Consider the following 17,641-nt stretch of genomic DNA (forward strand, 5'->3'; position numbering starts at 1 on the left):
ATTCACACGTACATCTCACTTTTCTAAGTATATATAGGTATTCACTAACCCAAGCGGATTGTGGCAAGATGCCCATCCAGAAGAAAAAATGTAGTGCGTTCAATTAAGAACTGCTCCAGACTAATCTACAAACTGAAGTTGCTGCTTTTCGGATTCTTGATAAGCTAATATCCTCCAAGCTTCTCAATTATCATTCTGGGGGAGATGAGGACTGGGATGAGGGAGCAGGGGGAGATGAAGAATAACTACTAACTAAATGTGAGTTCGATGGCTCATGTGGTGTTCGGCTAATTAGCTGAATTAAAAGACTTCTTAGAGGTTTTACTACGCAAAACCGTCCCTCTCCGACTCCCAGAGGCACAGACTCGAACTTTAGTTTAAGTCAGGGAGAGGTTTATCGAACTCACCTTAACTAATACCCAATGCCCCATCCAAAAATATCGACAAAAGTCTAATTAACTTTGGAAGGCTGATACATATACTGTAGATGCATCTGGATTAGCTACCAGCACATCACCTTCATGCTTATCTTCGTTCTTCAAACTTTAGCCGAAATTTTAGCTGGAGGAACCTCACTTACCAGTACTGAGCAAATTGACTTTAGCCATCCTGGTAGTCGAAGGGAAGAGGGAGCAGGCCCGACTCTCAATTTATACATTTATGATATCCGTGAGAGTAAGCAAGTACAACATTCTGGTAGGCAAGTTGAACGCAAGCTAACACGCGCTCTACAACCTGTCACTGTAAATTGGGCACCCGCTTGGTTTGATGTTTCACTGCTATTAACAGCCTGGGATAGAACAGCTTTAGGTGAGCATCACTTTATCAGTGAGGCGTTGACGGTGCTGTTGCGCCATCGCACCTTGGAAGAGGAGTTTTTGGTTCCTGAATTACGGGGCTATGGGAATTTGAACATGACAATTGCCCTAGAGCCGCCAATTGAGATTGGCTCTTTATGGAGCGCTCTCAGTGTGCCATTGCGTTCAGCCTTATATTTGACAGTTACAATCCCCTTCGAGCCACAACCTACTTCAGTACCTTTGGTTTGGAAGCGAATTTTCAATTTGCGAAATCAATTATCTCGTGATAGTGACAGTTTAGTTTTAACTAGGCGAGTTGCGATCGCGGGTATTGTCAAAAGTGCGGTGACAAATCTGCCGCTGGTAGCGACAGAAGTGGCTGTGAGGGGAACTGAAAAGTCCCTATTAACCACTAAAGAAGGGCTGTTCTTCTTTGAAGACCTTCATTTAGGTAATTATGTTTTGACTCTGAATCATCCTGGCTATTTACCCCAAAACGTCAATGCATTGGTAGATAACCAAAGTCATACTTTCAAAGAAATATTTCTAACTCCTGAATAATTAGATTTTTACTGACTTGGAGAGACTTTCATGGCTAGACTTGATTACTTTGCTCCTGGTGTCTATGTTGAAGAAATTGACCGAGGTAGCCGACCAATTGAAGGTGTTAGCACAGCAGTTGCCGGATTTGTAGGCTTTACAGAAGATGTTCGCGGTGGGGCTGAGTTATATAAGCCCGTGTTAGTGACCAATTGGACGCAATATCTCAATTATTTTGCCCGTCTCAATTCTGATGGTTTCACCGACTTTAACGCCTATTTACCCTTTTCAGTCTACGGCTACTTTATGAATGGTGGCGGTCGCTGCTGGGTGACAAGCATCGGTACTCAGTTACCAGGCGCACCCAAACCCGCGACTCCAGAACCCGCTAACTTACGAATCAACGCTCGAGGTAATCGTCCAGCCCTCCGCTTTACTTTGCGCCCTGAGCAAGCAGCAGGCGGATTAGTAAATATCGTCATTATTGATGGTTCGCCCCGCGCCCTACCTGAAGGTACTGAAGGAGAAGCGCCTCCAAATACAGGGGAATACTTCACCATCCAAATTCGTCGAGGAGATGAGCTTTTAGAACAATACGAGAATTTGACCATGAACCGCGAGCCTGGTGCTCAAGCAGCAACTTATGCGCTGGCGGCATTGAGAAATTCTATGTATCTCACTGTAGAAGACATTACTCAAAGCGGACAGCCTTTAGCTCGCCGTCCAGTTAATGGTCAATATGAACTAGCGCCGCCCATTGTCGCCACTCCGCCCGACAGATTTTCGCAAAATTTAGAAGGGGTTCGAGACGATCGCACCGGGGTACGCGGTATCTTTGAAGTTGATGAAATCACAATGCTAGCCTGTCCTGATGTGATGCGGGCTTATCAAGAGCAGGTACTTAATTTAGATCAAGTCCACGGCATCATCGAACTGATGATTAGTATGTGTGAGGGTTCTGCCAGTGGCGATATTCCCAATCCGCCCAACCGGATGGTTGTCTTGGATTCGCCACCGGAAGCCGTCAAACCTCAACAAGTAGTGGAGTGGTTGAATAGATTTAATCGTCGTTCGATGTTTGCGGCCCTTTATTATCCTTGGATCAAAGTTCCTAATCCACGCGATCGCGGTAATCCAATTTTAGTACCTCCTTGTGGTCATGTGATGGGTGTTTGGGCCCGCACCGACGAAACCAGAGGAGTTTACAAAGCCCCTGCAAATGAAGTTCCCAGAGGCGTAATTGGTTTGGGCTATGACACAAACTTCCGCGAACAAGAACTATTAAACCCCCTTGGAATAAATTGCATTCGCAGCTTCCCCAACCGAGGTATCCGCATTTGGGGCGCACGCACTCTGGTTGAGCCAGATAAAACAGAGTGGCGTTACATCAGTGTACGTAGACTAATTAGCTATATCGAAAAATCTCTAGAACTGGGGACTCAGTGGGTAGTTTTTGAACCAAACGACCAAGATTTGTGGGCGCGTGTGACCCGTACCGTCAGTAATTTCTTAGAACGCATCTGGCGTGAAGGCGCTTTGTTTGGGGCATCTCCAGAACAAGCATTTTATGTTAAGTGTGATGAAGAATTGAACCCGCCAGAAACCAGGATTTTAGGTCGTTTGTACATTGAAGTCGGTCTTTGCCCGGTCAGACCAGCGGAGTTTGTTGTTTTCCGCATCAGCCAATGGAATGGCATTGAAGATAGCGAGTAGGGTATTGGGCATTGGGCATTGGGCATTGGGCAAAGAATTTTTATAACTCCTAACTCCTAACTCCTAACTCCCTTATCCCCAATTCACAAAATTAATTACACACAAAGGAGTCTAAAAGTATGGCAGGCGAATTTTTAACCTCTTGTAAATTTTACTTTGAGGCTGATGGAATTACTGATAAATTCATCAAAGAGATTAGTGGACTAGGCGTTGAGAATACTCCAGCACAAGATGTCCACGGATCATCTAAGGCCGGTAAACTAATGCGCCAAGCTACACCAACTGTTGTTAAATTTACCAACATCACAATACAAGTCATCGCCACTGATGATATAGACCTTTATAAATGGTATCAAGACTGTAACGAGGACATGGGTGACCCTCGGAAGTGGAAAGAAAAGCGTAAGACTGGTTCGGTGGTTGCTTACGACCAACAAGGCTCTGAAAAGGCACGATGGAACATTGTCAATTGTTATCCCTGTAAATACACTGGCCCTACCTTAAGTGCCTCTGGTGGTGATATGGCGAATGAAACCATTGAATTAGTTCACGAAGGAATTAAACGGATCAAATAATTAGGGGTTGCAGTAATTAACAGTGGTACAATCCGTAAGCCGAATTCCAGAAATTCTTACAGCCCATCGCTTCTATTTAGAACTGACACTAGAAGGTCAAAACGATGCCAATTGCTTCTTTTTGGAGTGTCAAGGCTTCAAAAGAACACAGGAGGCAATTGAAATTTCTGAAGTAACTTCTCAAACCTGGGGTACAAAAGGGCAGTCAAAAGGCCAGGTGGTGAGAACTAAGCTTCCTAGCAATCCGCAGAGTGGTAATCTCACTCTGCGTAGAGGTATCACCAACTCTATGGATTTTTGGAAGTGGTTTGAAAAAGTCGAAAAGGGTAATTGGTCTGAACAACGTAGACTTGCTGCCTTGTCTATTTATAATCAGGCAAATCAAGAAGTAGCGAGATTTGAATTAGCCGGTGCTTGGCCCGCAAGTTACAAAATTGCTGATGTCAACGCCCGCAGCCATGACATCGAAATTGAGGAAGTGGAGGTTGCTTTTGAGGAATTTAAGCGCGTGAAATAATCAGGAGGACTATGTTTGCAACAGAGTTTGAATTTATACTGCCAAAGGGGTATCTAGACTCTGAAGGCAACCTCCACCGCAAAGGTGTAATGCGGTTATCAACGGCGATAGACGAGATTGCACCCTTGCGTGACCCACGCGTTAAAGCTAATCCCGTTTATGCCACAATTATTATCTTGTCACGAGTGATTACCCACTTGGGTGCTTTATCAGAAGTGACTCCTGCAATAGTGGAAAACTTTTTTTCCCAAGATTTAAATTACCTCCAAGATTTTTATCGTCGAATCAATGGATTGGAGAGCGAAACTTCCATACCAGAAGATACAATAAATACCCCCGAACCACTCCTTCATAATTGAATAGGGCATAGGGCATGGGGAATAGGGGGATGAGGGGGATGAGCGAGCCGGGGAAGAAGAACTTTGATTATTGCCCAATGCCCAATGCCCAATGCCCAATTCCCAATTCCCAAATTAAATTACCTATGCGCCGTAAAAAGGATACTCTCTGTACAGAATTTACCTTCACTCTTCCTAGAGGATTAAGTGATGGTGAACACCGAATACATCGTCATGGGGTGATGCGTTTAGCCACCGCCAAAGATGAAATTTTGGTGCAACAAGAGCGCAGAGTTCAGGAAAACCCAGCTTACGGCGTATTGGTGATGCTTGCACGGGTTATTACACGCTTGGGCAGTTTTAACTCTGTTAGTCCTGATTTACTTGAAGGACTGCTCTTACATGACATTGCCTATCTGCGAGAATTTTATAATCGAATTAATCAGCAAGGCAATGTACACATTCCGACACAATGTCCCCACTGCAATACTCAATTTTCAGTGGAGCTAGAACTAGCGGGGGAGTCGTAAGCTACCCCTCTGATACTTTATATGAGGAGGTAGCTTTTATTGCTTATCATTTCCACTGGTCACAAGATGATATTTTAAACTTAGAACACACTACCCGTCAGCGCTGGGTAGCAGAAATCAATAAAATTAACCAAAAATTAATATGAAAGTAAAAGTTAGCTACTCACAAAATCTAAGTGAAGTCAATGAAGTTGACCTTACCATAGAAACTACACCGAGAGGAGAATGGTTAATAGGTCGTTCTCCTGATTCTGATTTAGTCCTAGACAGCCCTGATATTAGTCGGGTACATGCTAAGTTTTTTGTTAAAAGTGGAAATTACTACTTCTCTGATCTTGGCAGTAGAAATGGCTCAATATTTAATGGGAAACAGGCTGAAAAAGATCGACCATATTCTTTGAGTGATGGAGATGTTATCAGGATTGCAGATTACGTTCTGATTTTGGAAGCAGTTACTCCCGCCTATGAACAACCAGAGACAGTTTTTAGAATTATAGACCCTTCACTGTTTTCTCGATCGCGATCGCCTGAAAATGTCAGCGCTTCCAACGTTGCTAATCCAGCCTCAGAAGTAGTCAACGAAGTTCCAGCGCCAATTAGTTACGAAGTAGAAACACCTGAAATTAATGCTTCTTCCCCAGAAATCAGCGAAATCTCAGAAGTTTCTACTCAACCTGATGATGTCATCCCGGTTGTTGAGGCAATTGCCCCTGAAAACATCATTCACTCACCAGAAGCAGTCAGCGAAGTTCCACACGATGTCCATGATGAAGTTGTAGATTTGCGGGCATCAGTTGCACCAGAAGTCAGCGCAGATGCAGAGGAAGTAGAAGTTCCAGAAGTCAGCCAAGCCTCAGAAGTTTCTTTTACTGTAGCTGATGATGCGATCGCTACACCTGAAAACATTATTGAAACTCCTGAAGAGGAAAGTGTCCTTCCAGAAACCACTCACGATGAGGATGCAGACTTGGAAGCAGCACTGGCAGCAGAATCTACTTTCGTACAGCGGCGTGAGATAAGTACCATTCCCGAAGCTACCTCCGATGAGGATGCAGAGTTTGAGGCAGCACTGGAAGCAGAAGTCACCTTCGTTCAGCCACGTGATATTTTCAGCGAAGTTCCTGCACAGGAAAGTACCGTTCCCGAATCTACCTCCGATGAGGATGCAGAGTTTGAGGCAGCACTAGCAGCAGAAGTTACGTCCGTACAGCCGCGTGATATTTTCCACCAAGTATCTCAGGAGGAGAGTACCGTTCCCGAAGCTACTCATAATGAAAATGAAGTAGTAGATTTAGATACACCAGTCGCAGAAGAAGTAAATGCAGATTTGGGCGAATTTGTCAAGGAAGTTCCTGAAGACAAGGACACTCAGCAGCCAGAAATATTGAGCCAAGTTACACAAGATATCAATGATGAACTGGTAGATTTAGATACATCATTCACAGCAGAAGACAGCGCAGATATTAACGAAGTAGAACCTAGTTATACTGTTGATGAAACAAGAAGCGAAGTTTCGGAAGCATCAACTGCATCTGATAATACTGTTGGGGAAGTTGTGAACAATCAATACATTGATTTGAGCAATACAACTACAGAAAAAGTCAGTGGAGATGTTGGCGATGGTGTTCCAGTAAGTGAAGTCTCTGACTCAGATGAGATTCAATCTTTGGAAACAACAGAGAGTGGAGCTACTCAGAGCATCAGTCAAACTCTTGAAGAGGTTTCTGAAGGAGAAGCAACTCAATCTGAAGAAACTCCAGAAGAAACAAATATAAGTGAGCCTCCGCAAGTGATTATTGAAAGAAACATAGTACTCATCGCTCACGAAAGCAAAAAATCGGAACTTGCTGAATTTGTTTCTCAGTATCATGAATTTTTCTCGCAGAGCTTTACAATTACCTGGCCATCTGTTAGCGAAGTCTTACATCAACAAGCGGGGATAACTATTAGTCAACAAACCCCCGCACCAACTTCTGGAGGATATCAAACAATTGCTTCATTGGTTGGAGCAGGTGAAATTTTAGCAGTTATTTTCCTGAGAGATTTGCTGCAACCACAGCCTGGTCAAGCAAATGAAGAAGCACTGCTAAGGTTATGCACTATTAATCAAGTTTTACTGGCAACTAATTTGCCAACAGCAGAGGCGATCGTGCATTATCTTAAACAAATATAGCCAGAATCAATCATTTTTAAACAACAAGATTCCCGATTTTTTGAAGAAATCGGGAATCTGAGTATTGAGATTTTCACAAGTAAAATATGATTGCTATATTTTTTGAAAAATTGCAAATTGCGTAGAATAATTTCAATAATAAAAATTAATCTAAAAATATACGTATATTTTAAAGTAAAACCTATTTAAAAAAATGGTTGCAAACTTAAAAAGTTTATTTAGACAGCCAGTTATTTTTTCGAGTGCGATCGCTACAATTTTACTAGTGGGCATTCAAAAACTTGGGGTTTTCGAGCCTTTAGAAATGAAGGTCTACGACCAAATGATGCAATTACGTGCCGACCCAGGCCCAGACTCTCGTCTATTGATTGTAGCTTTAACTGAAAAAGATATCCAAAAATGGAATTGGCCCCTATCTGGTGAACTTCTAGAGCGGTTGTTGGGCAAACTTGAAGAATATGAACCGCGAGCCATTGGTCTAGATATTTTTCGTGACTTACCAGTACAGCCTGGTCATGACAAGCTATTGCAACGTCTACAACAGAGCGATATCATCATTCCTATCTGCAAACATTCTGGTTCTAACAATCCGGGAATAGCGCCCCCAAAGGGGGTTGAAGCAGAGCGAGTAGGATTTAATGATGTAGTAGAAGATACTGATGCCACAATTCGCCGCAACCTGTTATTGGTAAGTGCAGAAGAGTCCGATTCTTGTCAAAGTACTTATTCTTTTAGCTTACAACTAGCACTCAAGTACTTAGAAGTCGGAGGCATCCAACTAGAATTTACCCCAAAAAAGGAACTACGACTACGTAATACTGTATTTAAACCCCTGCAAAGTAACGCTGGGGGTTATCAGAAAGCGGATACAAATGGCTATCAAATCCTGTTTAACTACCGTTCTGGTCATCAGGTAGCCCAGCAGGTAACTATTACAGAAGTACTTTCAGATCAAGTTAAACCAGATTTAGTGAAAGACCGCATCGTTTTAATTGGTTCAACAGCCAATAGTTTAAATGATATTTTTAATACCCCATTTGCTACTGGTAAGTCAGATAATTCCGGTAAAATGGCAGGAATTGAAATTCATGCCCACAGCGTTAGTCAAATTCTTAGTGCTGTTCTTAACAAACAGCCTCTATTTTGGTTTTTACCTGAATGGGGTAAAGTCCTTTGGATATGGGGATGGACTGTAGTTGGTGGGTTGCTGGTATCGCGGATTCAACATCCACTAGGTTTAGGACTGGCAGGAGCAACAGCCCTTGTAGTATTATTTGGAGCCAATTTTGTCATTTTTACCCAAGCTGGATGGTTTCCAGTAGTACCTCCGGCGTTGGGGTTAGTATTTACCGCCGGGAGTGTCCTTGCCTATAGCGCTTATCAAACCAAGCAAGAGCAACAAGAAATTACTCAACGGGTTCAAGAACACCAACAATTAATTGGAGAATTGCAAGGTCTTTTACGGCAACGCGGTAACGCCTTAAATGAAGCGCCAACGGTAATTGCTGATTCTATTGGGCAAGAAATTGCACTAGGCACGCTACTAAACAACCGCTACAAAGTTACTCAACCATTGGGTTCTGGAGGATTTAGCAATACTTATTTGGCTGACGATATCCAGCGTCCTGGTAATCCGCAATGTGTGGTTAAACAGTTGCGACCTCCGCGCCAAGATGCAGAATATTTAAATGTTGTCAGACGCCTATTCGACGCTGAAGCAGAAATTTTAGAAACTTTGGGTAAGCATCCACAAATTCCCCAACTGCTAGCTTTTTTTGAAGAAAATCGGCAATTTTCTTTAGTACAAGAATTTGTTCGAGGGCACGCTATGGACAAAGAGTTAACCTCTGGGAAGCGACTAAAACAAGCTGAAGTTGTGGAGATGCTCAAAGAAGTTTTACACGTGCTTGTTTTTGTTCACAGCTATGGCGTAATCCATCGAGATATCAAACCTAGTAACTTAATTAGGCGAGAATCTGATCAGCACATTGTTTTAATTGATTTTGGCGCTGTTAAGCAGATTCAACCTCAGCAGCAAGAAGCTCAGACCATTGCCATTGGCACTCCTAGTTATGCACCTTCTGAACAAATGAGCGGGTTGCCAAAACTCAACAGCGATATTTATGCGTTGGGAATTATGGGAATACAAGGTTTAACTGGAGTAGATCCGAGAGAATTTCGCAGAGACACAAATACTGGTGAAATAATTATCCAGAGTGAAGCTGATGCCAATCAACAGTTTTGGCAACATTGGCGCGAACTAACTGACGCTACAGACGAGTTGGTTATTATTTTAAATAGAATGGTACATTTCGACTTCACTCTACGATATCAGTCAGCAGCAGAGGTACTCAAAACTCTCGAAAGTCTTTAGTAAAAGAAGGTACGAAATGAGACTATAGAAAAGGCTATTCCTTCAGTTGCGATTGAACAAGTACTCGCACAGACACATAGCCGTTCTCTTAATCCCCGTGAAGTTCTTCAAGAAATTTATGGCTGGTTGCTTAGACATTAGGCTGTACGTTCGCTTATGTTTTAAGTTGCTCAAGGCGCTCATATTTTTCCTTTACGATTAAGTTTTACTGGTAGGCTTCATGTTGTCCGTGGCGCTATTTCCAAATTTCAGCGCTTACAACCACTAGAAATTCCTTTTTTTTCACTTGGCGATGAATAGAAATTTTGGATGAGCAATTCCAAAACCTGTTCGTGCAGCGTCTCGCAGAGAAGGCAGAAGCAATCCTCGTTTAGTCAAAAAAACTAGAGCCAAATTTCCCTCAAACAAACCAATACATAGAAGGCAAAGAGCTAAATTAGAAATATTTACTCTTTTTATACTCACTACAAATTAGAGCTTAACCAACCGTATTGCCAACTACCCACCGCTCGTTGCAAAGGAAATTTTACTTTTTTATGTCTAAGTAAAATACTGCCCCACAAATTTTACTTGGGTAAAAAACATAAGATACTTTCGGTAATTCGATTCTTTATGAGCAAGTCTGTCTACTGTCTGTTCACTCCTGTGTCACCTAATTGCATTGCTGTGTAAGAATTCTGTCTGATTTGGGGCAATTTTGATGGGATTGGCATCCAGCTAGACGCCCAGACTATTCTCAACCAACTCATTAAACAGTCGCTTCAACTCCTTTGCTGTAAACCGTTGACCTTTTACCTGGAATTGAACCTTGGACAAATTAAATGTAAAGCTATCTTAGTAAAGTATTTGCATCGAAAAATCATCATTAGTAATTATACTGAAAGTTTATGAAAAACTATTTTTAGGAGATTATTTATAAACATATAAATAATCTTTTTAATAAATGTAGACAAATTATATAAAAACAAATATTAATAAATTAAAGGATTAATATTTACTGATTTTAAATTTATAGCGGTTCCTGTATGAGTAAGGTACAGAAATAAATAATTAACCACAGTTGAACGCGGATACTTCTAGGGGCGGATAGATGTACGTCCCTACCCGTGAACCTTATTCAAATGAGAATTTCTATACAAATAAATATTTTAGTGATAAAAATCAAGCTGGCAAAATTCTATTTAAAATGATGTTTAGGAGTATAAAAATGGCTTTTGATTTAGATAAAACTTTCCAACTAGATGTAGCCCCTATTCATTTAAAAGAAGCACATGCAGCAGTATTTAGTTTATATCATGCGAAAATTCCTTTTGTAATTTGGTTACTAGAAAATCCTAGTAGCCCTTTGGCATTACCTGGAAAAATTAGTTTGCGCGATCACGATTATATTCATATACTTTTAGGTCGAGGGATTTCTTCTGAAGATGAAGCTTTTGTAGTTGGATTTACAATGGGTAATGACTTCAAGACTACTAAACTACATTTATTCATATATAAAATTTTTGCTAAGTTTATATATCCATATCCTTATAATTGTTCCACATTAGATTTAATAAAATTTGATTTAGGTTTTATTTATGGCAGAAAAATTAAAATTAAACAGATAAATGATATTGATTTTGAAATTTATCACGATAAAAGTATAAATTATTTAAGAAATTTATTTGGTATTTATGCTGATGAAATTCAACTAATCCGAGAGTTTGAAGTTTGGTTAAGCTTTAATTATAATACATCTAAAAAATACTATGATAATGCACCTGCTTTATAAACTGAAAACTGTTCCCTCTCAGCTAGTAACTGTAACATTACTACTGACATTACTCTTATTTGTTCCTCAAATTTGGCTTAGTTGGCAAGCATATAGTGACTTCAATAGTATTACTAAATGTGAATTTAAACTGCAAACATTAAGTGATGAAATTTTCTATTTTGATGAAGTATTAACCATGTCAGCCCGGATGAATGCTGCTACAGGTGACTTGACTTGGGAACAACGGTATCACCAATTTGAACCCAAACTGGATCTTACTATTAAAGAATCTATTAAACTGGCTCCTCAAGCATATAAAAATGAGGATACTCAAAAAATTGATGCTGCTAATCAACGCTTGGTTTCAATGGAAAATCACTCTTTTGAGTTAGTTAAAAAAAATCAAAAAGAGATAGCACAGCTACTATTATCCAGCGCTGAATATGAAACGCAGAAGCACATTTATGCAGATGGCGTTACTAAAAGAAAGCATAATATCTCACTTCAGTTAGAGTATAAACTTGGTGAATATCGTAAAAGAATGTTTTGGGCAATTTTAGAATCTATTATAAGTTTAGCAATGCTTATCCCGGCATGGCTTATGGTATTACATTTATTACAAGGATATTTAAAAGCTAAAAAAATTTCTCAACTTGCTTTAGAAGAAACTAATTATAGGTTGGAAATGCAAGTTGCAGTAAGAACAGAAAAATTAAAACAAAAAAATGTTGAACTACAACAGACACTGCAAGAATTGCAACACACCCAAGTACAATTGATTCAAACTGAAAAGATGTCTTCACTGGGCCAGCTTGTCGCTGGTGTTGCTCATGAAATTAATAACCCTGTTAATTTTATTTATGGTAATTTAATTTATGTTAAAGAATATACTCAGCAATTACTAACTTTAATTAAACTGTATCACCCAAACTATTGTAATTATAAGTCAGAAAAAAATATTTTAATTGATGAGATAGATTTAGAATTTATTATTGATGATCTCCCTAAAGTTTTATGTTCAATGACAGTTGGTGCTGATCGGATTTGCGAGATTGTGCTAACTTTGCGAAACTTCTCGCGTCTCGATGAAGCAGAAATGAAACCTGTAGACATTCATGAAGGAATTAATAGCACACTCTTAATTTTGCAGTATCGTCTTAAAGAAAAATCTGAACAGCAGGAAATTACAATTATCAAAGATTATGGTAATTTACCACTAGTCGAATGTTATGCAGGAGGATTAAATCAGGTATTTATGAATATACTTTCAAACGCAATTGATGCTTTAGATCAACAGGAAGTAAAGCCTTTGAAAGAAGATTTTAAAAAACAAACTAGCTCAATTATTATCCATACTAAAGTTAAAAATCAAGAATATATAATTATTAGTATTAAAGATAATGGTCCAGGAATAAGTGAGGAAGTAAAAAGTAGATTATTTGATCCATTCTTTACTACTAAGCCTCTAGGGAAAGGTACTGGCTTAGGATTGTCTATTAGTTACCAGATTATAGTAGAAAAGCATAGGGGAAAAATCAAGTGTATATCTGCACCAGGAAAGGGTACAGAGTTCTTGATTGAGATTCCGATCAAGCAAGACAGTAAGCAAACTATATTAACAAAGCCGGACAGCAAATATAGTAAGCGATTCTAATTATATAGGAATCCTAAATCATTTGTGAAAAATCACAAAAGCCCGGTCACTTGCATAACCGGGCTTTTAGCTATCTCAATCTATCATTGGAGGTAGAGTTGTATGATCACAACCCATTAAGTACCAGGTTGTTCCAAATTAACCTTGACAACTTTTTTCTTTTCTTGCTCAGTTTTAGGCAGTGTCAGATTCAAGATGCCGTCTTTATAATCTGCCGTAACGTTAGTATTTTGAATCCGAGCAGATAGAGGAATTACGCGTTGAAATTTACCGTAATGAAACTCACTTCTGGTAACACCTTTTTCCTCAGTTTTAGTTTCTGACTTCCGCTCACCGCTAACATAAACAGCGTTTTCTGTGACTTGTACATCCAAGTCTTTAGCTTCTATTCCTGGAAGTTCTAGCTTCAGATGAATAGCATCTTCAGTTTCTTGTATCTCAGCAGCAGGAACTTTGCTCAAACCTCTATCTAACAACGCAGATGGTACTCTGGTGTCTTCAAATAAATTATTGAGTTGACGTTGTAGAGTGTCAACTTCTCTCCAAGGATTCCAACGAACTAATGTCATAACTCTTCCTCGCATCAAATAGCTTTTGTTTAATCAGTTTTGCACTTAAGTTAGTGCTTACATATTCATATTATTTAGAGTTTAACCTGCTGTAGATTCGGTTATTAGCATCAAGTGATTGATGATTACCGTCCCAAATTAGACATGAAAAAAAATTACGGTTTCCTCTAATTTGTATGTTCGGTAAACCAGAATAAACAAATTAGATTCAATCATAGTTAACCAATAAATCTGCTGTTGAACGAGATAGTGCAGAAATGCGATGGCTGGGTTGGGCTACGCCTACAACTGAGTAACAGCGTTGCATAAATTTTTAGATTACCTCTGTTAAATATATATCTATTCAAGTTTGTCCTGAATTTTACTCTCTATTTATTAATCAACACAGCATCAACGATGAAACTCTTTCCCTTGCTGAATTTTGCACACATTGTTGATTCTAGTGTCCTAGCTAGAATCGCTAGGACTCAAACACCCACTCATCGCAAAAGTGGCACATCAATGAATACAGCTATCAAATCTAATACTTTACGCAGCCATTCCACAAATATCAATTACCCCAAACCCTTTGATACTGCTGTTCTTGCCTATCACATGATGGGCCTTAGCAACTTTGAATGATCCGTAGGATGGTTTAAATTTTTCAGTTCTTGCGCTCAATTAGCTCACCCGAATGGGTGAGGAACAAATCAACCGTTCAGGTGAGCTGAGTGCAGGAAGTTGAGACTGATAAAAAATTAGACTCTATTACTCAAGAACACTAATTGCACTTTCCTCTAACTAAGGATAACCCTATGAAATTTTCTACCTTGATAGATTCTATACTCGTTGTTGCTTCTATTGCTTTATTGCCTGGAATCGGTGGCGCTCAAACAGCTACTAATAATAGTGGCGAACCTATAGCTATCAACTCTAACAATTTACCCACTCATTCTACAAACGTTAGCTACCTGAAACTTCAAGAAACACCAGACCAAAACTCGCAGGCATTTTTTCAACGAGCAGGAGTAAAGGTTTGGCAACATTGGAAAAAAGGATCTTTTCCAGAAAAAACATCTTGGGCATCCTGAGAATGATTTGGGATTGATAGCCTACCATAGCTATCGGCTATCAATACTCTGTCCTTCCTCAGAAAAATACCTAGTGCTGGCTCTTTTCGACAAGTCTATTAGTCAAAAAGCTTACTTCAAAGTTCCTAAAACGGGCGCTACCTCAACCTCTGAAATTTGCGGAACCAAGAATCTATTAGCATAAATCTGGGGATTTGTTTGCGAAACTATGGCATAAGACTGGCGAACATTAGCATTCACTGCGACAGTCTTCACGTCGTACATTTGCATCGCCATCTTAGGATAGAAACCAATACCAATAATCAGCACCAGAAAACAGGCAGCGATAAACACTTCACGAGGTCTAGCATCGTCGTAGACTGCCTCCTCTGGCACGAAGCAGTCTGTACCAAAACAAACTGTTCCGTCATCTTCTTGATTTTCCAAGCCTGCGTTATTAATGTCGCAGATGAGTGCTGCACCCTGACCATAAAATACCTCTCGCAGCATGGAAAGTAGATAAATAGGTGTGAGGATGACTCCAACTGCGGCTAGAAAAACCGTGACGGTGCAGAAAGTCGAACTGTAAACGTCACTGCTTGTCAAGCCAACAAATACCGAGAGTTCGCCAGGAAAGCCGCTCATACCGGGAAGTGCGAGGGATGCCATTGCTCCGATTGTAAACAGGGCAAAGACTTTGGGCATGGCTTGACCAATACCGCCCATATCTTTCATTACCATTGTGTGGGTGCGATCGTAAGTAACGCCTGCCAAGAAGAACAGCACTGATGCAATCAAACCATGTGAAATCATTTGCAACATCGCGCCGTTGATTCCCAAATCAGTGAAGGACGCAATCCCAAGCAGTACAAACCCCATGTGAGAAATCGACGAATAAGCCAAACGCCGCTTCATATTGGTCTGAGCAAAGGAGTTCAATGCACCATAAATAATGTTGACAACACCCAGAATGGCTAGAACCGGCGCAAAGTAAATGTGTGCATCGGGGAGTAGTTCAAGATTCAGGCGAATTAGTCCATATCCGCCCATCTTCAGCAACACACCAGCCAAAATCATCGACACAGGAGAGGATGCTTCGCCGTGGGCATCAGGCAACCAGGTATGCATCGGGAAAACAGCGAGTTTGACACCAAATGCAATCAATAACCCCGCATAAAGTAGCAGCTGTAGACCAAGGGGATATTCCTTCTTGGCGAGGTCGGTGATGTCAAATGTCATATCACCGCCGCCGTATAAACCCATTGCCAGGGCTGCCACCAAAATAAATATAGAAGCCGCTGCGGTATACAACAAAAATTTCGTAGCCGCATAACGCCGCCTTTGCCCACCCCAAATGCAGACTAGTAGGTAGACGGGAATCAGTTCTACTTCCCACATAATGAAAAATAGCAGCAAGTCTTTGGCAACGAACACCCCTACCTGTGCGGAATACAGCACCAGCATCAAAAAATAGAAGAGGCGGGGTCGGTGATCAACTTGCCAAGCTGAAAAAATCGAGAGTGTGGTGACAAATCCTGCTAGAAGCACAAGTGGTACTGAAAGTCCATCGACTGATACCGCCCAGTTCAAACCTAACTGAGGCACCCAGGCATAATTCTCCACGAGTTGAAAACTAGCACTGCTGGCATCGTAATGCTTCGAAAAGGCGTAGCACATCAAGGCAAAGTCTGCGATACCTACGCCCAGTGCATACCACCGCACGCGCTTGCCATCTTTATCAGGCAGCACAGGGATGAGCAAGGCAGCAACGAGTGGCAGCAAGACAATCGCGGTAAGCCAGGGAAATTGATCCGCTATCATGTATATGAGAAAAAATACTTATTTGTTTGTCAATTATGTCATTTTACTAAACTGTGTAACAATTTCTTTACAAATCTTTGTCTCACGTAACCGATTTGACCGAAAAAGGATTATGAACAACCACACTCACGGTACTAATCCAGCCCGCAAAGCACGAACAGCAGCCTGTGTACGGTCAGCAACACAGAGTTTATTGAGAATACCTCGAACATGAGTTTTTACAGTACCGACTGTTAGATAGAGCCTTTTAGCAATTTCTGCATTGTCACACCCAGCGACAATCAACTCTAAAACATCCATTTCCCGATGAGTTAAAGGATAGCTGACTATACTTTTCTCAACATCTGGGTCAATACCTTCAATCAAGACTCTTTTTCCAGATGCCCCTCTGCTACCATCAGGGAAATCTTGACGTATTTGTTGTAGTACAAGGTCTGCGATCGCTGGATCGATCCATGAGCTACCCGCATAGGTTGTTTGCACAGCCTCCACTAGTTTCTCAGTTTCGATATCCTTCATGCAATAAGAATCTGCACCTGCTGCAAATGCTGCTAAAACTGCTTGTTCGCTATTCTGCATCGTTAAAATTAGCAGTTTTGTTGTATAATCTTCATTCTCTGCTTGATATTGCCTAAATGTGCGTGTTAGCTCAATACCATCCATGTCAGGCAAACCAATGTCAATAGTAGCAACATCGGGCTTGAGACTTTTCAGAAGCTTGATGCCGTCGCCTGCATTGGCTGCTTCACCAACAATGTTGAACTCTGGCTGGGTTTGTAAGGCAGACCGTAAGCCGATTCTTGTCAGGTTGTGATCTTCGATCACGAGGATCTTGATTTCACTCATAGTTGCTTAACTTTACTGTTATTTATCTAAAGTACAGATTAAAATAATGTCGTTCTTCTATTCGGGATTTTATACAAAAAGCAATGCACTTGGTATTGTTCCCTAAACTTCATCTACCATTGGACATAAATAACCTTATCTCGTAAGTTTTTCTAAAGCAAGAGTTTCGATATGACAATATAATTCAATCAAAAAATATTTTTATACATTTACTTGAGAATAGATGTTTTATGGTAAACAACTCCTCCCTGAAAATCCGCTAGCAAATAAGATTGGGTGACTATTAAATAGTTGCCCTTGCAGTGGCTAGGATGATGCACATAAAAGGGACTAAACTATCTCACCCTAGCACCCAGGCACAGATATTGGTTGAATAATCGGACGGCTAA

The 17,641-nt window shown here is 40.6% G+C and carries 16 protein-coding genes; 13 read left to right on the forward strand and 3 right to left on the reverse strand.

Features of this window, described 5'->3' with window-relative positions:
• The first annotated feature begins 521 nt into the window (after positions 1 to 521).
• The 11 genes from V7K30_RS14230 to V7K30_RS14280 all read left to right on the forward strand — a co-directional run bounded on the left by V7K30_RS14230 (position 522) and on the right by V7K30_RS14280 (position 12,967).
• Entirely contained in the window at positions 522 to 1,361 is an 840-nt protein-coding gene (locus V7K30_RS14230; RefSeq protein ID WP_335000139.1) for a Pvc16 family protein, read from the forward strand.
• Between the two features lie 30 nt (positions 1,362 to 1,391).
• Positions 1,392 to 3,053: a phage tail sheath family protein gene (locus V7K30_RS14235; protein ID WP_335000141.1), complete on the forward strand. Its 1,662-nt coding sequence runs from the start codon at positions 1,392 to 1,394 to the stop codon at positions 3,051 to 3,053.
• 119 nt (positions 3,054 to 3,172) lie between these two features.
• Positions 3,173 to 3,628, forward strand: a complete 456-nt coding sequence (locus V7K30_RS14240) for a phage tail protein (RefSeq protein WP_335000143.1) — start codon at positions 3,173 to 3,175, stop codon at positions 3,626 to 3,628.
• 22 nt (positions 3,629 to 3,650) lie between these two features.
• The gene (locus tag V7K30_RS14245) at positions 3,651 to 4,145 is read left to right on the forward strand and encodes a phage tail protein (RefSeq protein ID WP_335000145.1); all 495 of its coding nucleotides are present in this window, start codon (positions 3,651 to 3,653) and stop codon (positions 4,143 to 4,145) included.
• 11 nt (positions 4,146 to 4,156) lie between these two features.
• A complete protein-coding gene (locus tag V7K30_RS14250; RefSeq protein WP_335000147.1) occupies positions 4,157 to 4,504 on the forward strand; it encodes a hypothetical protein in 348 nt (115 codons plus the stop codon).
• A 38-nt stretch (positions 4,505 to 4,542) separates the two neighbouring features.
• Positions 4,543 to 5,013 (forward strand): phage tail assembly protein, encoded by a 471-nt coding sequence (locus V7K30_RS14255; RefSeq protein WP_335000149.1) that lies wholly within the window; start codon positions 4,543 to 4,545, stop codon positions 5,011 to 5,013.
• Positions 4,956 to 5,159, forward strand: coding sequence for a DUF6760 family protein (locus V7K30_RS14260; protein ID WP_313931140.1), 204 nt, complete (start codon positions 4,956 to 4,958; stop codon positions 5,157 to 5,159). Before V7K30_RS14255 ends, V7K30_RS14260 begins: the two co-directional genes overlap by 58 nt.
• Positions 5,156 to 7,186, forward strand: a complete 2,031-nt coding sequence (locus V7K30_RS14265) for an FHA domain-containing protein (protein WP_335000151.1) — start codon at positions 5,156 to 5,158, stop codon at positions 7,184 to 7,186. The genes V7K30_RS14260 and V7K30_RS14265 overlap by 4 nt, the downstream gene beginning before the upstream one ends.
• A gap of 193 nt (positions 7,187 to 7,379) precedes the next feature.
• The gene (locus V7K30_RS14270) at positions 7,380 to 9,560 is read left to right on the forward strand and encodes a CHASE2 domain-containing serine/threonine-protein kinase (protein ID WP_335000153.1); all 2,181 of its coding nucleotides are present in this window, start codon (positions 7,380 to 7,382) and stop codon (positions 9,558 to 9,560) included.
• Between the two features lie 1,207 nt (positions 9,561 to 10,767).
• Positions 10,768 to 11,331, forward strand: coding sequence for a hypothetical protein (locus V7K30_RS14275; protein ID WP_335000155.1), 564 nt, complete (start codon positions 10,768 to 10,770; stop codon positions 11,329 to 11,331).
• Entirely contained in the window at positions 11,315 to 12,967 is a 1,653-nt protein-coding gene (locus V7K30_RS14280) for a sensor histidine kinase (RefSeq protein WP_335000203.1), read from the forward strand. Before V7K30_RS14275 ends, V7K30_RS14280 begins: the two co-directional genes overlap by 17 nt.
• 116 nt (positions 12,968 to 13,083) lie before the next feature.
• On the opposite strand, the gene V7K30_RS14285 is transcribed toward V7K30_RS14280, so the two are convergent.
• On the reverse strand, positions 13,084 to 13,536 hold the full coding sequence (locus V7K30_RS14285; protein ID WP_335000157.1) for an Hsp20/alpha crystallin family protein: 453 nt from the start codon (positions 13,534 to 13,536) through the stop codon (positions 13,084 to 13,086).
• A 396-nt stretch (positions 13,537 to 13,932) separates the two neighbouring features.
• On the opposite strand from V7K30_RS14285, the gene V7K30_RS14290 reads away from it, so the two are divergent.
• Positions 13,933 to 14,157, forward strand: a complete 225-nt coding sequence (locus V7K30_RS14290) for a hypothetical protein (protein WP_335000159.1) — start codon at positions 13,933 to 13,935, stop codon at positions 14,155 to 14,157.
• A gap of 173 nt (positions 14,158 to 14,330) precedes the next feature.
• The gene (locus V7K30_RS14295) at positions 14,331 to 14,606 is read left to right on the forward strand and encodes a hypothetical protein (RefSeq protein ID WP_335000161.1); all 276 of its coding nucleotides are present in this window, start codon (positions 14,331 to 14,333) and stop codon (positions 14,604 to 14,606) included.
• 111 nt (positions 14,607 to 14,717) lie between these two features.
• Here V7K30_RS14295 and V7K30_RS14300 read toward each other — a convergent pair whose 3' ends face one another.
• Positions 14,718 to 16,406, reverse strand: coding sequence for an NAD(P)H-quinone oxidoreductase subunit 4 (locus V7K30_RS14300; protein WP_335000163.1), 1,689 nt, complete (start codon positions 16,404 to 16,406; stop codon positions 14,718 to 14,720).
• 126 nt (positions 16,407 to 16,532) lie between these two features.
• Entirely contained in the window at positions 16,533 to 17,252 is a 720-nt protein-coding gene (locus V7K30_RS14305; RefSeq protein WP_335000165.1) for a response regulator transcription factor, read from the reverse strand.
• Between the last annotated feature and the right edge of the window lie 389 nt (positions 17,253 to 17,641).

Origin of the sequence: Nostoc sp., assembly GCF_036917655.1 — a bacterium.
In the GTDB taxonomy this organism is placed as follows: Bacteria; Cyanobacteriota; Cyanobacteriia; order Cyanobacteriales; family Nostocaceae; genus Nostoc.

What these genes read in the sequence shown, in the direction of transcription:
- V7K30_RS14240 (WP_335000143.1), top strand. Translation starts at nt 3,173, where the DNA reads ATGGCAGGCGAATTTTTAACCTCTTGTAAATTTTACTTTGAGGCTGAT.
- V7K30_RS14285 (WP_335000157.1), bottom strand. Translation starts at nt 13,536, where the DNA reads ATGACATTAGTTCGTTGGAATCCTTGGAGAGAAGTTGACACTCTACAA.
- V7K30_RS14290 (WP_335000159.1), top strand. Translation starts at nt 13,933, where the DNA reads ATGAAACTCTTTCCCTTGCTGAATTTTGCACACATTGTTGATTCTAGT.
- V7K30_RS14230 (WP_335000139.1), top strand. Translation starts at nt 522, where the DNA reads ATGCTTATCTTCGTTCTTCAAACTTTAGCCGAAATTTTAGCTGGAGGA.
- V7K30_RS14250 (WP_335000147.1), top strand. Translation starts at nt 4,157, where the DNA reads ATGTTTGCAACAGAGTTTGAATTTATACTGCCAAAGGGGTATCTAGAC.
- V7K30_RS14265 (WP_335000151.1), top strand. Translation starts at nt 5,156, where the DNA reads ATGAAAGTAAAAGTTAGCTACTCACAAAATCTAAGTGAAGTCAATGAA.
- V7K30_RS14295 (WP_335000161.1), top strand. Translation starts at nt 14,331, where the DNA reads ATGAAATTTTCTACCTTGATAGATTCTATACTCGTTGTTGCTTCTATT.
- V7K30_RS14305 (WP_335000165.1), bottom strand. Translation starts at nt 17,252, where the DNA reads ATGAGTGAAATCAAGATCCTCGTGATCGAAGATCACAACCTGACAAGA.
- V7K30_RS14255 (WP_335000149.1), top strand. Translation starts at nt 4,543, where the DNA reads ATGAGCGAGCCGGGGAAGAAGAACTTTGATTATTGCCCAATGCCCAAT.
- V7K30_RS14280 (WP_335000203.1), top strand. Translation starts at nt 11,315, where the DNA reads ATGCACCTGCTTTATAAACTGAAAACTGTTCCCTCTCAGCTAGTAACT.
- V7K30_RS14235 (WP_335000141.1), top strand. Translation starts at nt 1,392, where the DNA reads ATGGCTAGACTTGATTACTTTGCTCCTGGTGTCTATGTTGAAGAAATT.
- V7K30_RS14260 (WP_313931140.1), top strand. Translation starts at nt 4,956, where the DNA reads ATGTCCCCACTGCAATACTCAATTTTCAGTGGAGCTAGAACTAGCGGG.
- V7K30_RS14270 (WP_335000153.1), top strand. Translation starts at nt 7,380, where the DNA reads ATGGTTGCAAACTTAAAAAGTTTATTTAGACAGCCAGTTATTTTTTCG.
- V7K30_RS14300 (WP_335000163.1), bottom strand. Translation starts at nt 16,406, where the DNA reads ATGATAGCGGATCAATTTCCCTGGCTTACCGCGATTGTCTTGCTGCCA.
- V7K30_RS14275 (WP_335000155.1), top strand. Translation starts at nt 10,768, where the DNA reads ATGGCTTTTGATTTAGATAAAACTTTCCAACTAGATGTAGCCCCTATT.